General features: G+C 62.5%; 25 protein-coding genes and 1 riboswitch. Of the genes, 3 read left to right on the top strand and 22 right to left on the bottom strand.

Annotation, left to right across the window (positions count from 1 at the left end):
* Nucleotides 1–16 precede the first annotated feature (16 nt).
* From AB4X18_RS14485 to trmB, 8 genes are all read right to left on the bottom strand, one after another.
* Nucleotides 17–583: an SCO family protein gene (locus AB4X18_RS14485; protein ID WP_370400760.1), complete on the bottom strand. Its 567-nt coding sequence runs from the start codon at nt 581–583 to the stop codon at nt 17–19.
* Nucleotides 583–1,143 carry a hypothetical protein gene (locus tag AB4X18_RS14480; protein WP_370400759.1) on the bottom strand — a complete coding sequence of 187 codons (561 nt, stop codon included), beginning with the start codon at nt 1,141–1,143 and terminating at the stop codon, nt 583–585. Before AB4X18_RS14480 ends, AB4X18_RS14485 begins: the two co-directional genes overlap by 1 nt.
* Nucleotides 1,140–1,586, bottom strand: coding sequence for a hypothetical protein (locus AB4X18_RS14475; RefSeq protein ID WP_370400758.1), 447 nt, complete (start codon nt 1,584–1,586; stop codon nt 1,140–1,142). The genes AB4X18_RS14480 and AB4X18_RS14475 overlap by 4 nt, the downstream gene beginning before the upstream one ends.
* A gap of 267 nt (nt 1,587–1,853) precedes the next feature.
* The gene (locus tag AB4X18_RS14470) at nt 1,854–2,429 is read right to left on the bottom strand and encodes a hypothetical protein (protein WP_432816743.1); all 576 of its coding nucleotides are present in this window, start codon (nt 2,427–2,429) and stop codon (nt 1,854–1,856) included.
* Nucleotides 2,430–2,741: 312 nt separating this feature from the next.
* Nucleotides 2,742–3,368, bottom strand: a complete 627-nt coding sequence (locus AB4X18_RS14465; RefSeq protein ID WP_432816742.1) for a (d)CMP kinase — start codon at nt 3,366–3,368, stop codon at nt 2,742–2,744.
* Complete coding sequence (locus AB4X18_RS14460; RefSeq protein ID WP_370400755.1) at nt 3,365–3,886, bottom strand: hypothetical protein; 522 nt, start codon at nt 3,884–3,886, stop codon at nt 3,365–3,367. Before AB4X18_RS14460 ends, AB4X18_RS14465 begins: the two co-directional genes overlap by 4 nt.
* A complete protein-coding gene (gene aroA, locus AB4X18_RS14455) occupies nt 3,883–5,235 on the bottom strand; it encodes a 3-phosphoshikimate 1-carboxyvinyltransferase (RefSeq protein WP_370400754.1) in 1,353 nt (450 codons plus the stop codon). The genes AB4X18_RS14460 and aroA overlap by 4 nt, the downstream gene beginning before the upstream one ends.
* Before the next feature lie 176 nt (nt 5,236–5,411).
* On the bottom strand, nt 5,412–6,131 hold the full coding sequence (trmB, locus tag AB4X18_RS14450; RefSeq protein ID WP_370400753.1) for a tRNA (guanine(46)-N(7))-methyltransferase TrmB: 720 nt from the start codon (nt 6,129–6,131) through the stop codon (nt 5,412–5,414).
* Nucleotides 6,132–6,233: 102 nt separating this feature from the next.
* On the opposite strand from trmB, the gene AB4X18_RS14445 reads away from it, so the two are divergent.
* Complete coding sequence (locus tag AB4X18_RS14445) at nt 6,234–6,992, top strand: response regulator (RefSeq protein ID WP_370400752.1); 759 nt, start codon at nt 6,234–6,236, stop codon at nt 6,990–6,992.
* A 32-nt stretch (nt 6,993–7,024) separates the two neighbouring features.
* Here the strand turns inward: AB4X18_RS14445 and AB4X18_RS14440 are convergent, their stop codons facing one another.
* The 10 genes from AB4X18_RS14440 to miaB all read right to left on the bottom strand — a co-directional run bounded on the left by AB4X18_RS14440 (nt 7,025) and on the right by miaB (nt 15,983).
* Complete coding sequence (locus AB4X18_RS14440; RefSeq protein ID WP_370400751.1) at nt 7,025–7,684, bottom strand: hypothetical protein; 660 nt, start codon at nt 7,682–7,684, stop codon at nt 7,025–7,027.
* On the bottom strand, nt 7,681–8,862 hold the full coding sequence (gene metK, locus AB4X18_RS14435; RefSeq protein WP_370400750.1) for a methionine adenosyltransferase: 1,182 nt from the start codon (nt 8,860–8,862) through the stop codon (nt 7,681–7,683). The genes AB4X18_RS14440 and metK overlap by 4 nt, the downstream gene beginning before the upstream one ends.
* Before the next feature lie 3 nt (nt 8,863–8,865).
* Nucleotides 8,866–8,917, bottom strand: a riboswitch (SAM-SAH riboswitch).
* Nucleotides 8,918–8,956: 39 nt separating this feature from the next.
* A complete protein-coding gene (gene lnt / locus AB4X18_RS14430; RefSeq protein WP_370400749.1) occupies nt 8,957–10,450 on the bottom strand; it encodes an apolipoprotein N-acyltransferase in 1,494 nt (497 codons plus the stop codon).
* On the bottom strand, nt 10,447–11,355 hold the full coding sequence (locus AB4X18_RS14425) for a hemolysin family protein (RefSeq protein WP_432816741.1): 909 nt from the start codon (nt 11,353–11,355) through the stop codon (nt 10,447–10,449). Before AB4X18_RS14425 ends, lnt begins: the two co-directional genes overlap by 4 nt.
* A 26-nt stretch (nt 11,356–11,381) precedes the next feature.
* A complete protein-coding gene (ybeY, locus tag AB4X18_RS14420) occupies nt 11,382–11,894 on the bottom strand; it encodes an rRNA maturation RNase YbeY (protein ID WP_370400748.1) in 513 nt (170 codons plus the stop codon).
* The gene (locus AB4X18_RS14415; protein ID WP_370400747.1) at nt 11,891–12,418 is read right to left on the bottom strand and encodes a DUF6389 family protein; all 528 of its coding nucleotides are present in this window, start codon (nt 12,416–12,418) and stop codon (nt 11,891–11,893) included. The genes ybeY and AB4X18_RS14415 overlap by 4 nt, the downstream gene beginning before the upstream one ends.
* Nucleotides 12,415–13,428 carry a PhoH family protein gene (locus AB4X18_RS14410; protein WP_370400746.1) on the bottom strand — a complete coding sequence of 338 codons (1,014 nt, stop codon included), beginning with the start codon at nt 13,426–13,428 and terminating at the stop codon, nt 12,415–12,417. The genes AB4X18_RS14415 and AB4X18_RS14410 overlap by 4 nt, the downstream gene beginning before the upstream one ends.
* 138 nt (nt 13,429–13,566) lie before the next feature.
* Nucleotides 13,567–13,887: a hypothetical protein gene (locus AB4X18_RS14405; RefSeq protein WP_370400745.1), complete on the bottom strand. Its 321-nt coding sequence runs from the start codon at nt 13,885–13,887 to the stop codon at nt 13,567–13,569.
* A 14-nt stretch (nt 13,888–13,901) separates the two neighbouring features.
* A complete protein-coding gene (locus AB4X18_RS14400; RefSeq protein ID WP_370400744.1) occupies nt 13,902–14,471 on the bottom strand; it encodes an OmpA family protein in 570 nt (189 codons plus the stop codon).
* A 207-nt stretch (nt 14,472–14,678) separates the two neighbouring features.
* Nucleotides 14,679–15,983, bottom strand: coding sequence for a tRNA (N6-isopentenyl adenosine(37)-C2)-methylthiotransferase MiaB (gene miaB, locus AB4X18_RS14395; RefSeq protein ID WP_370400743.1), 1,305 nt, complete (start codon nt 15,981–15,983; stop codon nt 14,679–14,681).
* Between the two features lie 123 nt (nt 15,984–16,106).
* Here miaB and AB4X18_RS14390 point away from each other — a divergent pair, with 123 nt between their 5' ends.
* Nucleotides 16,107–16,976: a hypothetical protein gene (locus AB4X18_RS14390; protein ID WP_370400742.1), complete on the top strand. Its 870-nt coding sequence runs from the start codon at nt 16,107–16,109 to the stop codon at nt 16,974–16,976.
* A gap of 32 nt (nt 16,977–17,008) precedes the next feature.
* Here the strand turns inward: AB4X18_RS14390 and cysK are convergent, their stop codons facing one another.
* The 3 genes from cysK to irrA form a co-directional block, all read right to left on the bottom strand.
* The gene (gene cysK / locus AB4X18_RS14385) at nt 17,009–18,085 is read right to left on the bottom strand and encodes a cysteine synthase A (RefSeq protein WP_432816740.1); all 1,077 of its coding nucleotides are present in this window, start codon (nt 18,083–18,085) and stop codon (nt 17,009–17,011) included.
* Between the two features lie 123 nt (nt 18,086–18,208).
* Complete coding sequence (locus AB4X18_RS14380) at nt 18,209–18,997, bottom strand: phytanoyl-CoA dioxygenase family protein (RefSeq protein WP_370400741.1); 789 nt, start codon at nt 18,995–18,997, stop codon at nt 18,209–18,211.
* Between the two features lie 6 nt (nt 18,998–19,003).
* Nucleotides 19,004–19,438 (bottom strand): iron response transcriptional regulator IrrA, encoded by a 435-nt coding sequence (gene irrA / locus AB4X18_RS14375; RefSeq protein WP_370400740.1) that lies wholly within the window; start codon nt 19,436–19,438, stop codon nt 19,004–19,006.
* A 182-nt stretch (nt 19,439–19,620) separates the two neighbouring features.
* Here irrA and fabA point away from each other — a divergent pair, with 182 nt between their 5' ends.
* A complete protein-coding gene (gene fabA / locus AB4X18_RS14370) occupies nt 19,621–20,130 on the top strand; it encodes a bifunctional 3-hydroxydecanoyl-ACP dehydratase/trans-2-decenoyl-ACP isomerase (protein ID WP_370400739.1) in 510 nt (169 codons plus the stop codon).
* A 213-nt stretch (nt 20,131–20,343) separates the two neighbouring features.
* Here the strand turns inward: fabA and AB4X18_RS14365 are convergent, their stop codons facing one another.
* Complete coding sequence (locus AB4X18_RS14365; protein WP_432816739.1) at nt 20,344–21,393, bottom strand: aKG-HExxH-type peptide beta-hydroxylase; 1,050 nt, start codon at nt 21,391–21,393, stop codon at nt 20,344–20,346.
* Between the last annotated feature and the right edge of the window lie 3 nt (nt 21,394–21,396).

Here is a 21,396-nt window from a genome sequence, read left to right as displayed (position 1 = left end):
CGGTGTCGATGCAGGGTTAGCCTTTGCCGTCCAGATACCCCATCGCAATTCCCGCCGCCTGTTCCACGCTCAGGATCGGCGGGATCAGGGTCAGCAGATCGCCGTTCCCGTCCAGCAGGTGAATGAACGATCCATGCGCGTAGATCCAGCCATATTCCGGGTCTTGAAAGATCGGCGTGATTTCGACCCCGAACGCCTCATAAGCCGCAGCCAGCGCTGCCTTGTCTCCCGTCAACCCGATGAAATCGCCATGCAATTCCGCCAAAGGTGTGCCCATCGTCTCCACCCTGTCGCGGTCGGGCGAGATGGTGATCATGACAGGTGTCACCGCATGTCCGCTGTCGGCCAGTGCGTCAACCACCTGCGCCATCATCGGCAGGGCAGCAGTACAGATGTCGGGGCAGTTGATATAGCCGAAGAACACCAGTTGCGCGCGGCCATCGGGATCGGCCTGACTGCGGGTGGCCCCGTATTGATCGACCAGTTCATAGGGCCCGCCCAGCGCCAGCGGAAACGGATCACTCGCCCACGCAGGCAGCGCACACGCCAAGCCCGCGATCAGCGCCGCACGAAAGTGTCGCATCAGAAGTTATCGGCGATGAATTCGGCGTCCGTCTCCAGCCCCAGACCCAGATAGCCTTCCTCGGCAATAATGGCCTTGATGCGCGGGTCGCGTCGGAACCACGGCCCCTTGCCAGCGGCGTCCGGATTGGCCTTGGCCCATTCCTTGGTCCACTGGTTGGCCTTGGCGGTCGTGCCATCCGCCGTCGTGACGGTCTGCACCAGATAGATGTTGCGGGCGTTCAGGTCCTCATCCTCGATCATCAGGCCATCCACGGTGACCGTCTGCCCGCAATAGGGCAGAAGGTCCGTCGCCGCCCCGGTGAACGCGGGCTGATTGTTCTTCAATGGCAGCACCATCACGTCATCGGCGGTGCGCAGCAGCCCCAACTGGCGCGTGCCATCGCCGCAGTTCTCCGGACAATCGCCTGTCAGGTCACAAAGCACGTCGACAACCTGTGCCTCGAACTTGGCCGGGACTTCCGCATAGAGGTTCCAGCTGCGCGCCTCAGACCCTTCGGAGAAATCCTGCGCAGCAAGCGGGGTGGCCGCGAGGGCCAGCATGGCAATCATGTGTTTCATTCGCTTGGCTCCGGGATGGAGAAGGGCGGGATGTTCCCGTAATCCTCATGGGTGGTGTTCTGGATATCCAGATCGGAGATCACCTCGGAAACCACCAGGTAGTTCAATCCGTCACGGGCATAGTGCATCCCGTCCACCTCCACCGTGTGGGCGGCCAGCTTCAGGCTGGTGTCTCCACCGTTGGCATTATCGTCACCCGCCATCTTCAGGATCATGTAGACCGTGCCGTCCTCCGCCAGCATCCCCACCGGGATGCCACCCGCACTACACCACAGCGCGCAGGTGTGGTGCGCCGAGCCCACGACCGCATCAGGCCCGCCCATCACGCCGGAGTAGTAACACCAGGTGTCGATGATTTCGCCTTTGACTTGCAGGCGTTCGCCTTCGGCGGCAGCGGCAGGCAGGGCGAGGCAGGTGATGAAAAGGGAGAGGAGCAGTCGCATGGGCGTTTCCTTTGTAACGTCGTGCGAGCTTGGCGCGAATGCGCTGTGCGATCAATGATCCACTGCCGCGATATCGATCACTTTTTCAGGATGAAGGCACCGCGTGCCGGTTTACGGTCCGTTCCCTTGCAACGCAGGGTTCTCGGAATGCGTTGAAATCCGGCGCGGCATCCGGAGCAGCCGCGGGATCAGGATTCCAGGCCTCCGGCGGGGTTTCTTGAACCATTTGGAAGGAAACAGCGATGCGACTTGAAAGCAGCCGGGGTATCACAGCGCCTCACCCTTTTTCTTCAGCTCTTCCAGCAGGTCGCGGTAGATGCCGTTGGTGTCACCCCCACCAAAGATCTGTGCGCCGCTGGAATAGGCGGTGCCATAGGTCCGGGCGACGGTCACGGTCTGTACAAGCCCGGACAGGAACTGATCCTTTTCCAAGGGCGACAGCGGGTGGATGAACACCCCCCAAAGCCGCCCGTTGGCCACGGCATATCGCGCATCCAGGGCTGAATCGAAATTCGCCTGCATCATCCGCATCAGGTCCGCCTCGCTCAACCCTTCGGCGCTGGCAATCGGCACCATCGCCCGCATCCTGTCGGCGCGCGGATCGGCGATGACGATGATCGGGATGTCATCCAGCGTGAATTCGATGGCGGGGCCTTGCGCGCGGGCATCCGGGTCAAGCGCCATCACGATCTCCGCCAGTCGCGCCATGGTCATTGGCCCTTCGGCTTCGGGCAAGGCCTGTTCCGGCGGGGCTTCAGCAGGGGCGGATTGCGCGGTGGCGGCAAGGGGCGACAGCACCATCAGCGCCGCAAGGGTCAGGTGAATAACAAGGGGACGGGTCATAACGGGCACTCCTTCATGCCGACGACCGTAGCGCAGGGACGTGTTTCAAACCATGCACCTTTGGGTGAGCACCGCGCGATGAGCTCAGCAATCGTTAACATGCCATCGCTATACCCCGGTCTTGGTTAACCAAGCCAGGCGCCTGACACGCGCTGGGCACACAAGGGTCTGACGGCCGGGCACATCCCCGGTCCCTGCAAGACGCGCAATACCGGGTTTCCCGGTCAGGATCATGGACCCACCCTTTGGGGCGGCGCCGCTTCCTTATCAGATATGTTCCGGATCAGAGGCTTTCGCCCCTGGATACAAGGGTCAGGATGGACCCGCCCGCTTGGCCTCGATCAGGGCCACGGCGGCCGCAACCGCGTCCGCGATCTTCATATCGGACGTATCGATCTGCACGGCATCCTCCGCCGGGCGCAATGGTGCGTCCGCCCGCCCCATGTCACGCGCATCACGGGCCTGCACATCCGCCAGCACCGCATCGAAGGTCGTCTCGATCCCCTTGCCCGACAGTTCAGCGAAACGCCTGCGCGCGCGCACCTTCGCGTCGGCAATCACGAACAGCTTTACCTGCGCGCCGGGGCAGATCACCGTGCCGATGTCGCGCCCGTCCAGCACGGCCCCCCCTGCCCGCGCGGCAAAGCTGCGCTGGAAATCCACCAGCGCCGCCCGCACATCTGGCAACGCCGCCACCTTGCTGGCCTCCTGAGCGATCTCCGGCGTGCGCAGCGCATCACCATCCAGATCGTCGGGCACCAGTCCGCTTGCAGCAGCAACCGCATCCACCCCCAGCAGAACCTTGGCCCCCACGGCGCGATACAGCAATCCGGTGTCCAGATGCGCAAACCCGAAATGCGCCGCAACCGCTTTGGAAATCGTCCCCTTGCCAGAGGCGGCAGGCCCGTCGATAGCCACGGTGAACCCGTTCGTCGTCATGCCGCAGCCCCTTTCGTCAAGCGCCTGAACCCCCATGTGCCGATGACCCCCATGATGCAGATCGCCACGCAGAACCACTTGATCCGGGTCAGTGTATCGGCTTGCTGCACAGTCGCATCATCTATGGCAACCCCTGCCTTCAGCATCACTGCCACTTGCGCGTTTTCAAACAGATCCGCCCAGAGATAGAGCAGCGGAAACATCAGCAGCAGTCCCCGCAGAACCCACCAAAGGCGGGACGTATTCAACCAGACCGCACCAAGGAAAGTGGCCGCCAGAAGCACGGGAAACACACTGTCCAACTGCCGAAACAGGCCAAGGTAGACCCCCGTGTTTCCGGCATCAGAAAGCGCCTGCAGATAGGCGCGCGCCTGACCCGGGGTGTAGCCGGTGAACCTGCTGTCGAAGGGATCAAGCCCGCCGGGCTTGAGATAGAGCTCCGTCACCGCAAGCAACGTGATGAACAGGACCGCCGACAGCCCCGCAAGACCCCATATCAGCCTCCCGAAACGGGTCACACCTGATCCCGCATCACCTTCGCACCAAGGCGCTGCATCAGGGGCTCAAAGATGGGAAACGACGTGGCAATCGGCCCGCCGTCGTCAACCTTGACCGGCGTCTCGCTGCGCATGCCGAGGATCAGAAAGGACATCGCGATCCGGTGGTCGAGATGACTGGCGCAGACCGCACCGCCCGGCACGCCGCGCTGACCGCGCCCGGTGACGATCCACCAGTCCGGCCCGTCTTCCACCTCAACCCCATTGGCGCGCAGACCGCTGGCCATGGCTTCAATCCGGTCGCTCTCCTTCACGCGCAGTTCTTTCACCCCGCGCATCACCGTATCCCCGTCGGCAAAGGCTGCAACCACCGACAAAACGGGGTATTCATCAATCATCGACGCCGCGCGGTCGGGGGGTACTTCGATCCCCTTCAGATCAGGCGAATACCGCGCGCGCAGATCGGCCACGGGCTCCCCGCCTTCCACGCGCTCATTCTCGAACGTCAGATCCGCGCCCATCTCACGCAGCGTGGTGAACAACCCCGCCCGTGTCGGGTTCAACCCGATCCCCGGCACCAGCACGTCTGACCCTGGCACGATCAGCGCCGCACAAACCGGAAAGGCGGCGGAGGACGGATCGCGCGGCACCTCGATATGCTGGGCGCGCAGCTCCGGCTGTCCGGTCAGGGTGATCTCGCGCCCCGAGTCGGTCTCCACCACGGATATCTCCGCGCCGAACCCCGCCAGCATCCTCTCGGTATGATCGCGCGTGGCCTCGGCCTCGATCACCACGGTCTGACCCGGCGCGTTCAACCCCGCCAGCAGCACCGCCGATTTGACCTGCGCGGACGGCACAGGCACGACGTAGCGCACCGGCACAGGCTCCGCCGCGCCCACCAGCGTCATCGGCAAGCGCCCGCCCGCGCGCCCCACCGCCTGACACCCAAAAAGCGCCAAAGGATCGGTGACCCGCGCCATCGGCCGCCCGTTCAGACTTGCGTCGCCCGTAAAGGTCGCGGAAATGGGCGACGTCGCCATCGCCCCCATGATCAGCCGCACCCCGGTGCCCGAATTGCCACAGTCAATCACCTGATCGGGTTCGGCAAAACCGCCCACACCAACCCCGCGCACCGACCAGTTGCCGCCCCCCTGATCGGTCACCTCCGCGCCAAAGGCCCGCATCGCCGCCCCGGTGTCGAGCACGTCCTGGCCTTCCAGCAACCCGGCAATCGTGGTCTCGCCGACGCACATCGCCCCCAGGATCAGCGACCGATGGGAAATCGACTTGTCCCCCGGTACATCCGCAACGCCGCTCAGCGGCCCGCAGGCCGAAGATGTCATTGGAATTGGATCACCGTGGCTTGACATAGACTTCCCCTCACGTTCCCGCCGTTTCTAGCGCAGCCCACCATGAGCGTCCATGCCAAGGCACCGCCACCCCTCTCTTTTCTCCTCAAATATCCCGGAGCGCGAGGCAGAGCCTCGCCCAATTTTGCCATGGCAAAATTCCAAAAATCGAATGCGGGCTTGCCCGCGCTGTCAGATCACGCCGCCTTGCGACGGAACGTCAGATAATGCGGCACCCGGCCTTCGCGCAGGGCCTTCTGCTCATAGCGGGTGGACAGCCAATCGTCCCACGGCACCCGCCAGTGACACGGGCGCTCTGCCAGCCACTCGAACCCGAACCGCGGCACCTCTTCCAGCGTCTGGCGGACGTAATCCTCGATATCCGTGGCCACGCGCAGGATTGCACCGGGCTGCATCACGCGCGCAAGCGGCACCAGGTGTTCTTCCGTTACAAATCGCCGCCGATGATGGCGCGTCTTGGGCCAGGGATCGGGATAAAGCAGAAACGCCCGCGCGATTGACGCGGCAGGAAGCACATCAAACAGATCGCGCGCGTCACCCGGATGCACGGCCAGGTTCTCCACCCCCGCGCGCCGGATCTTGCCCAGCAGCATCGCCACCCCGTTGATATAGGGCTCACACCCGATGATCCCGATGTCGGGGTTGCGCGCCGCCTGGTGCACCAGATGTTCACCGCCGCCGAAACCGATCTCCAGCCAGACAGGCTTGCCACCAAAACGCGCGCCAAGGTCAAGCGGCGTCCGGTCCGGGTTGTCCTCCCAACTGACCTTGCCGGGGGATAGCGCCGCGAGGTCCTCCTGCAGATACCGCCGCTGGGACGGCTTGAGGGTCTTGCCCTTCAGGCGGCCATAGAAATTCCGCCGGGGTCGGGCAGTGTCGGGTGCGTCATCAATCATGCGCTGGGCTTTAGCGCGGCTACGCGCGCGCGGCAACCGGGCTTCAACCTCTTGTTAATCCCTTGTCTGCTACTCCGAGGTATATTTTGGAAAGGACCTCCCATGCCCGCCGCCGCCCATAGCAACCGCGATCCGCAAACCAGCGCGCTGCGTGTGCTGATCCTCGAAGACGAACGGTTTGACCGGCACCGGCTGGCGCGCCTGTGTTCGGGTCTGGCGCGGCCCTGCACGCTGACCAATGCAGCGACCCTGGCGGATTTCACGACCGCGCTTGAAAGCGGTACGTTCGATCTGGTTATCCTCGACTATCACCTGCCCGACGGCACCGGCCTTGACGCCCTGGAACAGGTGCGCATGTCCGCGCGCAACTGCACCGCCGGCATCATCATGATCACCGGACAGGGGCATGACGCCATCGCCCGCCGCGCCCGCGAAGACGGGTGCAGCGATTATCTGACCAAGGATGAACTGACCGCCCCCGCCTTTCAGCGGGCGGTGGCCAATGCGCTGCAGAAATCCGAACTGACGGTTGAGCTTGAAACCCAGACCTTCGCCCGCGCGGAGGTGGAGGCGGTGCTGGCACATTTCGCAGGCCAATGCGCGCGCGACATCAAACCGATGCTCAGCCGCATGATGCGCCAACTCCGGGCGCTGCGTCGCGCCGGCGGGGCGCCACCCGACGCAGATCCTGCCCTGATCGAGGAAAGCTGCATGGCGATGTGGCAGTTTCTGCAGCAGCTTGAACAACATCAGGGCAACGCGTTATTCGCTGATCTTGCCCCGACGCCGCAGGTCCCGGCCTCTGATCGCCTGCGACCACCACGCAAACCACCATCGCCCTTCACCCGCATCAACCACTGACTTCACCCGAACATGCCGGATGGGAGACGCATCTATTCGGTCAACACACCTGCTGCCAGCAAGACCGCCCGATAGGGCCGCCACAAGCTGCCATCTGGCCGCCGCAGGCTCTGGATCGCAAAATTCGCATCCACGCCCCGGTTGATCATGAAGGTCAGTCGGTTGAACGTCTCGGTCTGGGTGTCTTCATACATCCATTCGGCAAACTCGAATGGTGTTTCCCATTCCCGCCATTCGCGGTGATCGTTGTAATATTCCTCAATCGCTGACGGATTCCACGTCAACTGGTGAAACCCGATGCGTGCACCGCGCGCCAGCGTCCGCTTTGTGCCGCCCAGAAAGATCGTGACGCAGGAGCTTTCGCAGATGTTGGGCACATGGGTATCGAGCCCGAAGTCAATCACCAGTTCGGCAAGCTCGATCGACGGGTAGTGCCCGCCGCCGGTGGATTCCAGTTCCAGCACCTTGATGCCCTTGTGCCGCCGCAACACATCGCGCATCGCGTCCACATCGCCTGAATTGATATCCTGCTCCTTGCCCTCCAGCGGCGCCTTGGTGTCAAAGATCAGCCGGTCACCTTCGACCCGGAACCGCTGTGACAGATCAGGCTCGTTTGCCAGTGCCGCGCCGCAGATGGCCAGCAGCATCGCCACCAGCCCGCCCTTGAGCCGCAAAGGAAAAAGACCCGTCACACTTCCGCTTTGAGCTTGTCGATCAGGTCCGTCTTTTCCCAGCTGAACCCGCCATCCTCGTCCGGCGCGCGGCCAAAGTGACCATAGGCCGCCGTGCGCTGGTAGATGGGTTTGTTGAGTTGAAGATGTTCGCGAATGCCGCGCGGTGTCAGGTCCATGCAGCGGGCCACGGCGGCTTCGATGGCCGTCTCCGCCACCTCTCCGGTGCCGAAGGTGTCGCAATAGATCGACAGGGGCTTGCTGACCCCGATGGCATAGCTGAGCTGGATCGTGCATTTGCGCGCCAGCCCTGCGGCCACCACGTTCTTGGCAAGATAGCGCGCCGCATAGGCGGCGGAACGGTCTACCTTGGTCGGGTCCTTGCCCGAAAACGCGCCGCCCCCATGCGGGGCCGCCCCGCCGTAGGTGTCCACGATGATCTTGCGCCCGGTCAGGCCCGCGTCGCCGTCCGGGCCGCCAATCACAAAGGTACCCGTGGGGTTCACCCACCATTCGGTGGCGTCGGTGATCCAACCGGCGGGCAGCACCTCGCGGATATAGGGTTCCACGATGGCGCGGATGTCGTCGGAGGTCTGGTCGACGCTTTCATGCTGGGTGGACAGCACGATGGAGGTCACCTCCACCGGTTTGCCATCCTCGTAACGCAGGCTGATCTGGCTTTTCGCATCGGGGCGCAAGGTGGGCTCGGTGTCGTCCTTGCGCACTTCGGCCAGCCGCCGCAGGATCGCGTGGGAATACTGGATCGGCGCGGGCATCAGTTCAGGCGTTTCATCCACGGCAAAGCCGAACATGATCCCCTGATCCCCGGCACCTTCGTCCTTGTTATCCGCCGCATTCACGCCTTGGGCGATATGGGCGGATTGTTCATGCAGGAAGTTCAGCACATGGCAGGTGTTCCAGTGGAAATGTTCCTGCTCGTACCCGATGTCCTTGATGCAGTCGCGCGCGATCTGGCTGATGCGACCCATATAATCCTTCAGGCGGTCCTGGTCGGACAGACCCACTTCGCCGCCAATCACCACCATGCCGGAGGTCGCGAAAGTCTCTGCCGCGACCCGCGCCTGCGGTTCTTCGGTCAGAAAGGCGTCAAGGACGGCATCGGAAATGCGGTCACAGACCTTGTCAGGGTGTCCCTCGGACACGGATTCCGAGGTGAATACATAGTTTTGGCGGGACATAGGTGCTCCAGTTCATAAGCCTGTTCGCCACGTCAGGAAGCCGTTGTGGCGATGTTCCATTGGCCTTACCGGGGCGGATTCCTCAGGTCAACGACTAAACGCGTCGCCACCGTGCGCCCGCCGCGATGAACAGCGCAAGGAGCGTCACCGCAATGACCGGCAGATCACCCGTCCGGGCGTAGAGCGTGGGGCGCAACGGGGCTGGCAAAGGCGCATCGACAAAACCCGCCGCATTGAGCGGCAGTGCCTGCAACACCCGACCGTAAGGGTCGACCATCGCGGAAATCCCGGTGTTGGCCGCGCGCGCCAGCGGCAGCCCCTGTTCAATCGCCCGCATGCGCGCCTGCGCCAGATGCTGGCGCGGGCCCGCAGCCTTGCCGAACCACGCGTCATTGGTGATCTGGATCAGGAAATCAGGGCGCTCCGGCGCGGCGTTCACGTCATGGGCAAAGACCGCCTCGTAACAAATGAGCGGCAGCGCGCGGCCCAGCGCACCGAAATCCATCAGTGCGGCACCGGGACCTGCGGAATACCCGTTGCCGTCGCGCGCGGCGAGGCCCCGGATACCGAACTGGCCCAGTTGATCCCCGAAGGGAATGTATTCACCGAACGGCACCAGGTGGTGCTTGTCATACCTCTGCGCAATGGCCCCCTTCGGTCCCAGCGCCACCATCGCGTTAAAGATCCGCGACCCTTCCACCCGCCGCGCGCCAAGCGCGACCTGAGATGTCCCGCCCGCCGCCGCAATTTCATCCAGCGCGCCCTGCGCATGGTGCAGCGACCAGGGGATCGCGCTTTCCGGCCAGATCACCAGATCGGGCGTGGGTTGCCCTTCGGCGGGAGGGGCTGCGGTGAATTCAAGCTGGCGCTGGAAGAAGATCGGGATCATGTCAGGATCCCATTTGTCGCGCTGTGCGGCGTTGGGTTGGATCAGCCGAACGGTGTAGTCCGTCAGCGCCGCTTCGGGTTGGAAAATCCCCAGCACCATCAACGCCGCCAGCGGGAAGGCAAGTATTCCTTGCCCGAACCGCCGCATCCAGGCCCACCTTGCGGGGACGCCAATTGCCACTGCGGCGGCGACCACCAAAAGGTTCACCCCATGCGGCCCGACCCACGCCAAACCCTGCCCGGCCAGCACATCCACCGTCGCTTGCGCGGGGCTGGCCCATGGAAACCCGGTGAAGATGTAGGCACGGAGCACTTCCACCCCTGCCCAGCATGGGACAAGCGGCCAGCCCCGAACAGGTGACAACCAACGCGCAGCCCAGAACGCCAGCCCCCAGAACAACGCCATCCCTGCCGCCATGAACACCAGCGCAAAGGGCGCCATCCAGCCATGGCGCGCCACATCGACCATGAAGGGGGACACGATCCATTGCAGCGCATGCAGGAAATAACCAAGGCCAAAGCCGAAACCCGCAAGGGCGGCGCGGCGGGGTGTGGGGGCTTCGTTGAACAGGAACGCGGCGACGACCATTGCGGCCAGCATCAGCGCGGGCCAGTCATAGGGGGCCTGTCCGAAGGCACCCAATCCCCCCACGAGGGCCGATACCGCGCACAGCTGCCAGCCGCGCAGGCGGCTGATCATCCCTGCGCCCCGATGGTGCGCACCCGCAACCGCTTGATCCGGCGCGGATCGGCATCGATCACCTCGAACTCCGGTCCATCGGGGTGCAGCACCACTTCGCCCCGCGCAGGCACCCGGCCCGACAGCATGAAGACCAGACCGCCCAGCGTGTCGATCTCTTCCTCGTCCACGTCGTCATGGTCGGTCAGGGAATGGCCGATCTCCGCCTCAAAATCTTCCAGCGGGGTCTTGGCAAGCGCCAGATAGGTGCCGGGTTTCTCCTGCGTCCAGTAGGTGCCTTCGTCGACGTCGTGTTCGTCCTCGATCTCTCCGATCACCTGTTCGATCAGGTCCTCGATGGTGACCAGCCCGTCCACTCCGCCGTATTCGTCGATCACCAGCGCCATGTGACGGCGTTCCGCCTGCATTTTGGTCAACAGCACGCCGATGCTCATGGAGGGGGGCACGAACAGAAGCGGGCGAATGAGTTGCTTGAGGTCGAAATCCTTCGGCTTGCCGTTGAACCCGTATTGCAGCGCCAGATCCTTGAGGTGCGCCATGCCCACCGGCGTGTCCAGCGTGCCGTCATAGACCGGCAGGCGCGTCAGGCCGCTGTCCTTGAAGACGGCAACCAGTTCGTCCATGTCGGTGCCCAGCGACACGGCGATGATATCGGCTTTCGGAATGCTGACGTCATCCACCCGCATCCGGCGCAGGTTGGCCATGCCGCGGCTGTTCAAACGGTCCACCGGGGCCGGCGTGAATTCGTTCTCATTTGCAGTGTCCGAGGGGCTGAGCGCCCCGATCACCCGGGAAAAGAAGCCGCCCTGCGATACAGGACTGTCGCCCGCTTCTTCGGTGTCCTGATGTGTCTGATCCGCTTGCGCGCCCCGCGCTGCGTCAGAAGAATCGTCCGTGTCGCCCATTGGGTCCTGTGCTTGTTGAGGGGCAGTCAATGTGCCCGTGATGTCCTATATGGGTCATCCAAACCCATTTTGCCAAGTATTTCGACCTCAAGCCCTTCCATGAGCGCCGCATCGGCGTCGGTTTCATGGTCATAGCCCAGCAGATGCAGGAGCCCGTGCACGATCAGGTGGGTGGTGTGCTGGGTCATCGGGATGCCCGCGTCTTCTGCTTCGCGGGCGCAGGTCTGGTAGGCCAGCGCAAGATCGCCCAGCGGGATTGTGCCGTCGGGGTCGGGGTTGGGCGGTTGCGGCGCACCGCCGGGGGTTGTGGCACCACGCTCTTTCGCGGGCCAGCTGAGGACGTTGGTGGCGGTGGGTTTACCCCGAAAATCAGCGTTGAGGGTTGCGATGCGCGCGTCATCGCAAGCCAGCATTGTCACCTCCGCCTGGGCCGCGTCGACGTCCAGATGCGCAAGTGCCACCTGCATCGCCCGCGTGGCCAGCGGCTCAATCCCCAGCGTGTTCCAGCGGTCGTCCTCGACCACCACCTCAAGCATCATGTGCCGCGACCGCCCTGCACCAGCAGTGGGGGGCGGTCGCTAAAGTCATCGGCCAAAAAAACGCAGACGGGCACCGCAGGGCCGCTGATCTGCGGCCAGAGCGCGGTAATCCAACGCTCCACCCCTGCCGCAATCGCCTCATAGACGTCAATATTCACGTCATGCGGATCAAAAAGCGGCAGGCCGTGGGGCGGTTGATGGGTGCTTTTGAAAATCTCGCGGTGCGGCGCAATCGCCTTTTCAAGGACGTAGGGGTCAGGGCCGTTCACGTGCAGCATGACGTTGACATACCCCTCCCCGTCCTGATCCACGTGCACTCCGATGTCGAGGCCCGTCGCTTTTTGGGGCAAATCGGCGCAAGCTGCGCTGATCTTGCGCACCGCCGCGTCGGTGGCGGCGCTGAACGCAGTATCGAGCATACCTGCATAGGCTGCCGCATCCCTAGGAAGTGACGGCAATTGCGGCGGTTCCCGCTTTGACTGCTGTGCGGGTTGACCACCGAAAATACGCGTCCACCAGCTCATCCGCGATGCTCCGCCTCCGCCTCATAGGCTTCGATGATGGCGGCAACCAGCGGGTGGCGCACCACGTCCTTGGAGGTGAAGTAGTTGAAGCTGATCTTCGGTATCGTTTTCAGCAGCCGTTCGGCATCCGCCAGCCCCGATTGGGTGCCGCGCGGCAGGTCGACCTGGGTGCGGTCGCCGGTGATCACCATGCGCGATCCTTCGCCCAGACGGGTCAGGAACATCTTCATCTGCATCGACGTGGCATTCTGCGCCTCGTCCAGCACCACGAAAGCATTCGACAGCGTGCGGCCCCGCATGAACGCCAGGGGCGCAATTTCGATGCGTTTGTCTTCCAGCAGCTTGGCCAGTTGCTTGCCGGGCAGGAAGTCGTTCAGCGCATCGTAAAGCGGCTGCATGTAGGGATCGACCTTGTCCTTCATGTCACCGGGCAGATAGCCGAGCTTTTCACCCGCCTCCACCGCAGGGCGGGAGAGGATGATCTTGTCCACATGGCCGCTGATGAACATCGACACGCCGACAGCGACGGCAAGATAGGTCTTGCCGGTGCCCGCAGGGCCGATGCCGAAGGCCAGTTCATTGTCGAACAGCGACTGCACATAGGCCTTTTGCGCGGCCGTGCGCGGCTCCACCCGTTTCTTGCGGGTCTGGATTTCGACACCGCCAGCGATGGCCATTTCCATCTGGTCGCCTGCGCGGCTGCCGGTGTCGTCACCGGAGGTGCCCATGCGCAAGAGGCTGTCCACATCTGCAGGTTCCACCGACCGGCCGCCTTCCAGCCGGGTATAGAGGGTGTTGAGCACCGCTTCGGCCTGCGCCTGTGCCGCTTCGTCATCCGCCATCACCGAAAGCTGGTTGCCCCGGCGCACGATCTGAACCTCAAGCGCCTTCTCAATCGCCGCCAGATGCGCGTCATAGGCGCCGCAGAGGTCGATCAGCAGGCGGTTGTCGGGATATTCCAGAACCTTCGGGGGCACGGGGGTGCCGGTCAGGGCGGTGTCTGCGGGCAAGGCGGTGTCCTTCTTGGTGAAAGGTATACAACTATGGAGTGCGGCCTGAGTCGGCCAGCCCCGTTCGGGGGTCTTGATACGCAAAAGGCCGGCATGTGCAACACGCCGGCCCTTCGTCTGTGCGGGAGATCGCCAAGATCAGTTGGGGTCCCTGACCGTGGAGCCACCCTTGAAATCCCCGACGGTCTGGTTGGGCGGGGCGACGCCGGAGCAGACCGGCTTGCCGTATTTGTCAAGGCGGGCAGACAGATAGCCTTCGACGCCATCGTCGATGATCCAGTGATCACAGCCGTTTGGATCCACCCAGATACCCGCCTGAAGCTGGCTGAGGTGCTTTTTGTCGAAACCGCGGTCCACGGTCTTGTCAGACGGATAACCGCGGCCCAGACCGCCTTCGTAGTCGGCACAGGCGCTCAGGCCAAAGGCACAGGCCGTGATCAGCAGAATTTTGGTTTTCATCACGATATGTCCTCCTAGCGGATGCAGATGATTTCGACGCGGCGGTTCTTTGCCATGCCTTGCGCGGTATTGTTGGCAGCCGCTGGCAGGCGTTCGCCGTAACCGCGCACGTCCGCGATCTTGGCCCCTGCGCCATGGGCAACCTTGGCCACCGCGCTGGCGCGGTTGAAGCTCAGGCGCATGTTGTAGGCGTCAGAGGCACGGCTGTCGGTGTGGCCGGTGATGATGTAGGACACAGCGCCCGTGGTCTTGAAGAATTCGGTCAGGCGCGCGCGGCCCTGCTTGTGGATGCGGTAGCTGTCGGTGGCAAAGAACTGGTCCGACTTCATCACGCCGCAGACATTGCCCCGGCGGCAGACCGGAATGCCCTGACGGTTGGTGTGTGGCGTCATATATCCTTCGGCGCCGTCATCCATGACCCAGTGTTCGCAGCCATCCGGGTCCACCCAGATGGTTGGCAGGTAAATGCCCTTGTCGCGACCCACCTGCGAAGGTGTCTGCGCGTCTGCCATTGGTGCCTGTAGTGCCAGTGCCGCGACAAGCGAGATGCCAGCCAGGGCGCGGACAGCTTTGGAGAGTTTCATTCTCACTGCTTCTTTCCCTTTTATCGTTCCCCAGTAGAGGCGGTTCGGACACGGTCAGAAGACGCCCCCCAATGCGCGAACGTTACGGAAGATTTCGGGGCCTGTGAAGCAAGAACACTACATTTAGCATGGAAACGCGTGATTTTGTGGATAAGCGCGGGCTTATCCCCAGTAGCTGTGGCACGTGGGGGCGCATATTGTCCGGGATCAGACCTCTACCGCGGCCAGAGAGTTGGATTTGGACGCAACGATTCTCACACGCGCGATGTCGCCGATGCGGGCGCGGGCGTTTTCGATATGCACCGAATGGAGGTGATCTGATTTGCCCACGACCTGTCCGGCCTCGCGACCTGTGCGTTCGACAAGAACGGATACCTCGCGCCCGACCATGGCGTCCTGCACCGCGCGCTGGTCGCGGGTGATGAGCGTCTGCAGGCGCTGCAGGCGGGCGTCGGCCACCTCCGGATCCACAGTCGCGCGTTCCGCCGCGGGGGTGCCGGGGCGGGCGGAGTATTTGAAGGAATAGGCGTAGCCGTATCTGACCTCTTCGACCAACTGCATGGTAGCCTCAAAGTCCGCGTCGGTTTCTTCGGGGAAGCCGACGATGAAATCGCCAGACAGCACGATATCGGGGCGCGCGTCGCGGAAGCGTTCCAGCAGCTTGAGGTAGCTTTCAGCCGTGTGCTTGCGGTTCATGCGCTTGAGGATGCGGTCACTGCCCGACTGCACCGGCAGATGCAGGTAGGGCATCAGTTCGGGCACGTCACCATGGGCGGCGATCAGGTCGTCTTCCATGTCATTGGGGTGGGAGGTCGTGTAACGGATGCGCTCCAGCCCGTCGACCTTCGCCAGCTTGCGGATGAGTGCGGCCAGCCCCATGCCGCCGTGGTAGGCGTTGACGTTCTGGCCCAGAAGCGTGACTTCGCGCACGCCGCGTTCGACCAGGCCCTGTGCTTCGCGGATGACCTGTTCGGCGGGACGGCTGACTTCGGCACCACGGGTGTAGGGGACTACGCAGAAGGCGCAGAACTTGTCGCAGCCTTCCTGCACGGTCAGGAAAGCCGCAGGCGCGCGGCGCGCCTTGGGGCGGGATTTGAGCTGTTCAAACTTGTCCTCTTCGGGAAAGTCGGTGTCGAGGGCGGATTGACCTTGGGCGAGCCGTTCTTCCATTGCGGGCAGACGGTGGTAGCTTTGCGGCCCGACCACCAGATCTACGGCCGGTTGCCGCCGCATGATCTCTTCCCCTTCGGCCTGGGCCACACAGCCTGCGACGCCGATCTTGAGGTCTGGCTTGTCTACCTTCAGCTTCTTCAGGCGGCCCAGTTCGGAATAGACCTTTTCGGCGGCCTTTTCACGGATGTGGCAGGTGTTCAGAAGGATCATGTCCGCTTCCGCCGCCTGATCGGTCTCGACATACCCCTGCCCGCCCAGCGCTTCGGCCATGCGTTCGCTGTCATAGACGTTCATCTGGCAGCCGTAGGTCTTGATAAACAGCTTTTTCGGAGCAGACATGGCAGCACCTTCGAGGGTTCAGTCTTCGATCGGAATTGCGCGCGGTCTACCAGCACACCGCAATGCTTGCAATGCGGGTGGAATTAACCGATTCTGTGCCACAAAACGAGCATGAGAGCAGACATGACCTATTCTTCCCTCGCCGCGATGATCTCCGCGGAAAAGGACGTGCTGGCCGCGGGGCCGGTGGCGCTGGTGCTGGTCGAGGACGACGTCGAAGTGGCCACCACCCTGCGCCACCACCAGCAGATCGGTTTCGACAGCGTCGTGGCCCTGATGCCGCCAGAATTCGCGTTGCCTGCGGATCTGGCGGAAACGGTGCTGCGGGTGAACTACGACATCTATGCCGATCACGCGATGGAACGGGCGGTCAACGCCGTGAACGACGCGGTGCCGGGCCAATGGGTCTATTATTGCTTCAACGCCGAATACCTGTTCTTTCCGTTCTCCGAGACGCGCAACATCAAGGAAATGCTGGCCTTCCACACCGAGGAACGGCGGCACGCGATGCTGGCTTACGTGATCGACCTTTACGCCGATGATCTGGAGGCCTTTCCCGATGCGGTATCGCTTGATCATGCGCATATGGACCGTTCAGGCTATTACGCGCTGGCGCGGGCGGACCCTGCCAAGGGCGGGGAGCCGAAGGAACGGCAACTGGACTTTTTCGGCGGTCTGCGCTGGCGGTTTGAGGAACATGTTCCGCCCGCCCGGCGCAAGATCGACCGCATACCGCTGTTTCGCGCGAAAAAGGGGCTGCGGCTGCGGGATGATCACACGTTCACTGACGAGGAATACAACACCTTCGCCTGTCCGTGGCATCACAACATCACGGCAGCCATCTGTTCTTTCCGCACAGCCAAGGCGCTGAAAGCCAATCCGGGCAGCCGCTACGAAATCCACACGTTCAAATGGCACAATTCGGCCCCGTTCGAGTGGCATTCGCGGCAGTTGCTTGATCTTGGCCTGATGGAACCGGGGCAATGGTTTTGACGCGGGCCTGAAGACCCACCCGCGAGCCGCCGCTACTCCGTCTCGATCTGCGCGCTGGGGGTGGACAGGGAGATTGCGGATTCTTCCTCCGTCATCTCCTCGGCGATGCCGTCGAACAGGGGGGTGGAAAGATACCGCTCCCCGGTGTCGGGCAGCATGACAAGGAAGACCGATCCCTTCGGGGCATCCTGTGCCATCTGCATCGCGATTGCGAAGGTGGAGCCGCCGGAAATGCCGGTGAATATCCCCTCTTCCGCCGCCAGACGCCGCGACCACGAAATGCCGTCCGCACCCGCCACCGGCAACAGTTCATCGTAGTAATCCCCGTCCATCGCCTCCTGCAGGACGTAAGGGATGAAGTCCGGGGTCCAACCCTGAATGGGGTGCGGTTCGAATTCGGGGTGGCTTTCGGTCGGCTGGTGGGCGTCGTTTCTGGTGTTGACGTAGCCGGAGGCGAGGATGGCTGCGTTGGCGGGTTCTGTCAGGATGATCTTGGTGTCTGGCCTGCTGTCGCGCAGGACGCGCCCGACGCCGGAGACGGTGCCACCCGTGCCATAGCCGGTCACCCAGTAATCCAGCCGTTCCCCTTCGAAATCCGCCAGAATTTCGCGCGCGGTGGTGTTTTCATGTATGTCCGCGTTATCCGGTGTCTCGAATTGACTGGCCAGAAACCAGCCGTTTTCCTCGGCCAGTTCCTTGGCCTTGTTGTACATCCCGAACCCCTTCAGCGCGCGCGGGGTCAGTACGACCTTGGCGCCGAAGAACCGCATCAGCTTGCGCCGTTCGATGGAAAAACTGTCCGCCATGGTCACGACCAGCGGATATCCCTTTGCCGCACAGACCATCGCAAGGCCGATGCCGGTATTGCCGGAGGTCGCCTCAACCACGGTTTGTCCGGGCTTCAGGCGTCCGTCGCGTTCAGCCGCTTCGATGATGTTCACGGCCAGTCGGTCCTTGACCGACCCGCCCGGATTGAAGGCTTCGAACTTGACGTAGACCTCGACATGTTCGGGCGCGATCTTGTTGATGCGCACTGTTGGCGTGTCACCGATCGTATCGAGGATGGTGTCGTAAGTCCGGCCCCGGCCATCTGTCGTTCTGATTCCCATCACGTGTCCCCCGATTTTTCACAGCAATGCTGGCGGTTCATTTCGACGTTCTGCTTATCACGAAGCGGCCAAAGTGTCGCCCCGAAGATCCGTTTTGGATAGACGATTATCCCCTGGGCAGGGTCAAGCGCGCAGCACCGGAAACCAGTCTTCCCGCAGGCGCTGCCCGGCTGCCATGTCATGTCCCGGAAACGGCGGGGACGTGGGACCGGGGCGTTCGACATATCGCGCGTCATCCCCCACCAGCCGCAGCGAAAAGGCCCGGCGGCGGGCGGCAGAGGTGTTTCCGCGCGCGCCGTGCAGGGTCAGGAAGTTGAACGCAACCGCGTCCCCCGGTGCCATCTGCCATTCGCGAATGTCCATGCCTTCGGCGTCCGGGTCCGGTACCGGACGATAGGGCGCGGGATCAAAGAACGCATCCCCCTTGGCCCAGCGCGTCGGCAGGACGGGTTTTTCCCATTGGTGCGAACCGGCAACGCAGCGCAGCGTCGCGTCGGTCACCGGATCAAGCGGCGACCAGAAACTGACCGTCTGCTGACCCTCGACGAAGTAATACGGCCCGTCCTGATGCCATGGCGTCGCCATCGACGTTCCTGGTTCCTTGACCAGCACGTGATCGTGGAAAAGCTGCACGCGGGTGCTTTGCATCAGGTCGCCCGCCACGTCGGCGGCGGCGGAGGTCTTGATCACCTCTTCAAATTCCGGGATGCTTTGCCAGTTGCAATAGTCGTCAAAGAAACGCCCCGTTTCCCCCGCCTTGTTATTGTTGGAAGCATAGGGGCCGGGCGTGTCCATGTTGCGTGCCACCCCTGCGCGCAGGGTATCCACCTGATCGGCAAACAGACCTTTGATCAGCACGACACCGTCACGCTGATAGCCGTCAACGTGGTCTTGCGTGATCAGCGGATGCATGGAGTGTCAGCTTTTGACGCGCAGGCGGATGACAACATCCACCGAAGCAATCTCCGCCCCGTCGGGTGCGTTGGGCAGTTTTGTGATGACCAGGTCTTCTGAAGGGGCGTCGGTCAGCCGACCGTCATCTTCCCAGAAGAAATGCGGGTGATCGTGGGTATTGGTGTCGAAATAGCTTTTGGAGCCATCGACCGTCACTTCCTGCAGCAGGCCCGCATCGCAAAAGGCGCGCAGGGTGTTGTAGACCGTGGCCAGCGATACCGCATCGCCCTGCCCCTTGGCGGCCTCAAACAGGCTTTCGGCGGTGACATGGCGGTTCTGACCATCGCCCACAAGAAGGCTTGCCAGCGTCACACGCTGACGGGTCGCGCGCACGCCGCCGGTCTCCAGCCATGCTGTGCCGCGTTCCTGGGCTATGTTCAGTGCCTGGGTCTCGCTCATCGGACGCTCCGTCATCGTTCCTTCCATATATATGTTAGATTGCGACTGATTTTCAATTGCTATTCGCAAATACTGCGTACCGTGACGCGGCAAGGCCACCCGTCAGGCGCGCCACCCTTGCGGCCTGCCCAAACCCGGTGCTAGACCCGCGCGACACACAAAAGACCACGCAGGAGCAACCGATGGCTGATTACCCCACCTTTTTCGACAAGGACGCCCTGCTGCAATGCGCCGAAGGCAAGCTGTTCGGCGAAGGCAACGCACAACTGCCTGCCCCGCCGATGCTGATGATGGACCGGATCACGGATGTATCCGCCGATGGCGGCGCGCACGGCAAGGGCCATATCACCGCCGAATTCGATATCACGCCGGATCTGTGGTTCTTCGAATGTCACTTTCCCGGCAACCCGATCATGCCCGGCTGTCTGGGGCTGGATGGTCTGTGGCAACTGACCGGTTTCAACCTCGGCTGGCGCGGCTGGCTGGGGCGCGGCTATGCCCTGGGTGTGGGAGAGGTCAAGCTGACCGGCATGGTGCGCCCGGACCGCAAGATGCTGACCTACAAGATCGATTTCACCAAGGCCATCCAGACGCGGCGACTGACCATGGGCGTCGCCGACGGGATCGTGGAGGCGGATGGCGAGGTGATCTATCAGGTGACTGGGATGAAGGTGGCGCTGAGCGAGAGTTGAGGCGCGCCTTCAACGCAGCACCGCAGAAATAGAAAAAGGGATCGGTCTGGCCAGCCCATTGCAGTGAATGCAGCACGTTAGCGATAGCGAGGCTCGAAGCGCAATGTCTGCTTTGGGTCCAACGCAGACTTCAATTCTCAATGCAGCATCGGTCAAAAAGGGTGGAAAGTGTGAATTCGTTGCGGTCTCGACGAATGTCTGCCATCCTAGTGCTTAGCGAGGCAACATCGCCGCAGCCGTGTCATCAAGCACTCTCTTTCCCAAGTCGGATAGACGCGCATGCTCATCCAGAACCGCTCGGCAATCTTGATGCGCCTCCGTAGAATTCTGCCTGATGGATCTGCAGTAGTTTTCGACTGTTTTGGACTGCTTACCCAAATCCATTCTAGGTAAAGCTGCCAATATCTCCTCCATGGCAACCGCTTCCCGGGCAGAGACATAGCAGGCGTGATAGATGCCATCGATCGGGCGCAGGGCGTCTCGCAGGGGTGACCGATATCTCTCTGACGTGTCATTCGTCACAAGCTGGCTATCGGCAGCCAATCCGAACAGAAGGTTGTGCGAATACTCATGGATGAGGCGCGGCAGGTACTCCCACCAATCGGCATGTGCCTTTGCATTTAGCGCCATAGCTCCCCAGAGGGCGAAAGAGGAAGCTCCCCCAAAACTAAGCTTGGCATCCGGCCCTGGTTTCGCAAATACGAGCTCGGAGGTCAGGGCAGTAAGCTCGCCGTAGAAAACGGGAACGGCCTCCTCTAGAAATGACAGCGCCCGTTGCAAAACGGCGCAGGCAACGTCAAATTCCCCGTCATCGAGCGGGAGCAACGCCATGCTGTTTTCTGGCTCCAGATCGAACCACCTAAGCAGACAGTCAACTTCCACGGCATCGTAGTGACCGGGCCCGAGCGTCCTGATGGTCAGGCGCTCGGCAGGTTTCACATCAGCTGAAGTACGTTTCACGCTGTCGGCCAAGCGTTGCGCCCGTGCTAGATTCTCTTCTGAGTTCACGCTTTCGGGTGAGTGGTGGACCGCTGAAGCCAGATCAAAATATAGTCCGAAATCGGTCGGGCTCGCCTGCCATTTGGCCAACACGGCAGGGTCGATGTCCAGGCATGTGTAGTTTTCTGCTAACCATGGAAAACTGGTATTCAGCCTGTCCCGTACCTTCTTGTCCACCGACCTGGCTACTGCGACCGAGGGTAAAAAAAAGCCGCCGGTGCCAGGAGCGGCACCGACGACGTCTTCTTGACTGGTCTCATTCATTGG

Origin of the sequence: Sulfitobacter rhodophyticola, assembly GCF_041281685.2 — a bacterium.
Lineage (GTDB): Bacteria > Pseudomonadota > Alphaproteobacteria > Rhodobacterales > Rhodobacteraceae > Sulfitobacter.
Note: the sequence above shows the minus strand (reverse complement) of the source record. Positions and strands in the feature narration are given on the sequence as shown.

Excerpts from the sequence above, each read along its gene's own strand:
- AB4X18_RS14485 (WP_370400760.1), bottom strand. The coding sequence starts at position 583 with ATGCGACACTTTCGTGCGGCGCTGATCGCGGGCTTGGCGTGTGCGCTG.
- AB4X18_RS14480 (WP_370400759.1), bottom strand. The coding sequence starts at position 1,143 with ATGAAACACATGATTGCCATGCTGGCCCTCGCGGCCACCCCGCTTGCT.
- AB4X18_RS14475 (WP_370400758.1), bottom strand. The coding sequence starts at position 1,586 with ATGCGACTGCTCCTCTCCCTTTTCATCACCTGCCTCGCCCTGCCTGCC.
- AB4X18_RS14470 (WP_432816743.1), bottom strand. The coding sequence starts at position 2,429 with ATGACCCGTCCCCTTGTTATTCACCTGACCCTTGCGGCGCTGATGGTG.
- AB4X18_RS14465 (WP_432816742.1), bottom strand. The coding sequence starts at position 3,368 with ATGACGACGAACGGGTTCACCGTGGCTATCGACGGGCCTGCCGCCTCT.
- aroA (WP_370400754.1), bottom strand. The coding sequence starts at position 5,235 with ATGTCAAGCCACGGTGATCCAATTCCAATGACATCTTCGGCCTGCGGG.
- trmB (WP_370400753.1), bottom strand. The coding sequence starts at position 6,131 with ATGATTGATGACGCACCCGACACTGCCCGACCCCGGCGGAATTTCTAT.
- AB4X18_RS14445 (WP_370400752.1), top strand. The coding sequence starts at position 6,234 with ATGCCCGCCGCCGCCCATAGCAACCGCGATCCGCAAACCAGCGCGCTG.
- metK (WP_370400750.1), bottom strand. The coding sequence starts at position 8,862 with ATGTCCCGCCAAAACTATGTATTCACCTCGGAATCCGTGTCCGAGGGA.
- lnt (WP_370400749.1), bottom strand. The coding sequence starts at position 10,450 with ATGATCAGCCGCCTGCGCGGCTGGCAGCTGTGCGCGGTATCGGCCCTC.
- AB4X18_RS14425 (WP_432816741.1), bottom strand. The coding sequence starts at position 11,355 with ATGGGCGACACGGACGATTCTTCTGACGCAGCGCGGGGCGCGCAAGCG.
- ybeY (WP_370400748.1), bottom strand. The coding sequence starts at position 11,894 with ATGATGCTTGAGGTGGTGGTCGAGGACGACCGCTGGAACACGCTGGGG.
- AB4X18_RS14415 (WP_370400747.1), bottom strand. The coding sequence starts at position 12,418 with ATGAGCTGGTGGACGCGTATTTTCGGTGGTCAACCCGCACAGCAGTCA.
- AB4X18_RS14405 (WP_370400745.1), bottom strand. The coding sequence starts at position 13,887 with ATGAAAACCAAAATTCTGCTGATCACGGCCTGTGCCTTTGGCCTGAGC.
- AB4X18_RS14400 (WP_370400744.1), bottom strand. The coding sequence starts at position 14,471 with ATGAAACTCTCCAAAGCTGTCCGCGCCCTGGCTGGCATCTCGCTTGTC.
- miaB (WP_370400743.1), bottom strand. The coding sequence starts at position 15,983 with ATGTCTGCTCCGAAAAAGCTGTTTATCAAGACCTACGGCTGCCAGATG.
- AB4X18_RS14390 (WP_370400742.1), top strand. The coding sequence starts at position 16,107 with ATGACCTATTCTTCCCTCGCCGCGATGATCTCCGCGGAAAAGGACGTG.
- cysK (WP_432816740.1), bottom strand. The coding sequence starts at position 18,085 with ATGGGAATCAGAACGACAGATGGCCGGGGCCGGACTTACGACACCATC.
- AB4X18_RS14380 (WP_370400741.1), bottom strand. The coding sequence starts at position 18,997 with ATGCATCCGCTGATCACGCAAGACCACGTTGACGGCTATCAGCGTGAC.
- irrA (WP_370400740.1), bottom strand. The coding sequence starts at position 19,438 with ATGAGCGAGACCCAGGCACTGAACATAGCCCAGGAACGCGGCACAGCA.
- fabA (WP_370400739.1), top strand. The coding sequence starts at position 19,621 with ATGGCTGATTACCCCACCTTTTTCGACAAGGACGCCCTGCTGCAATGC.
- AB4X18_RS14365 (WP_432816739.1), bottom strand. The coding sequence starts at position 21,393 with ATGAATGAGACCAGTCAAGAAGACGTCGTCGGTGCCGCTCCTGGCACC.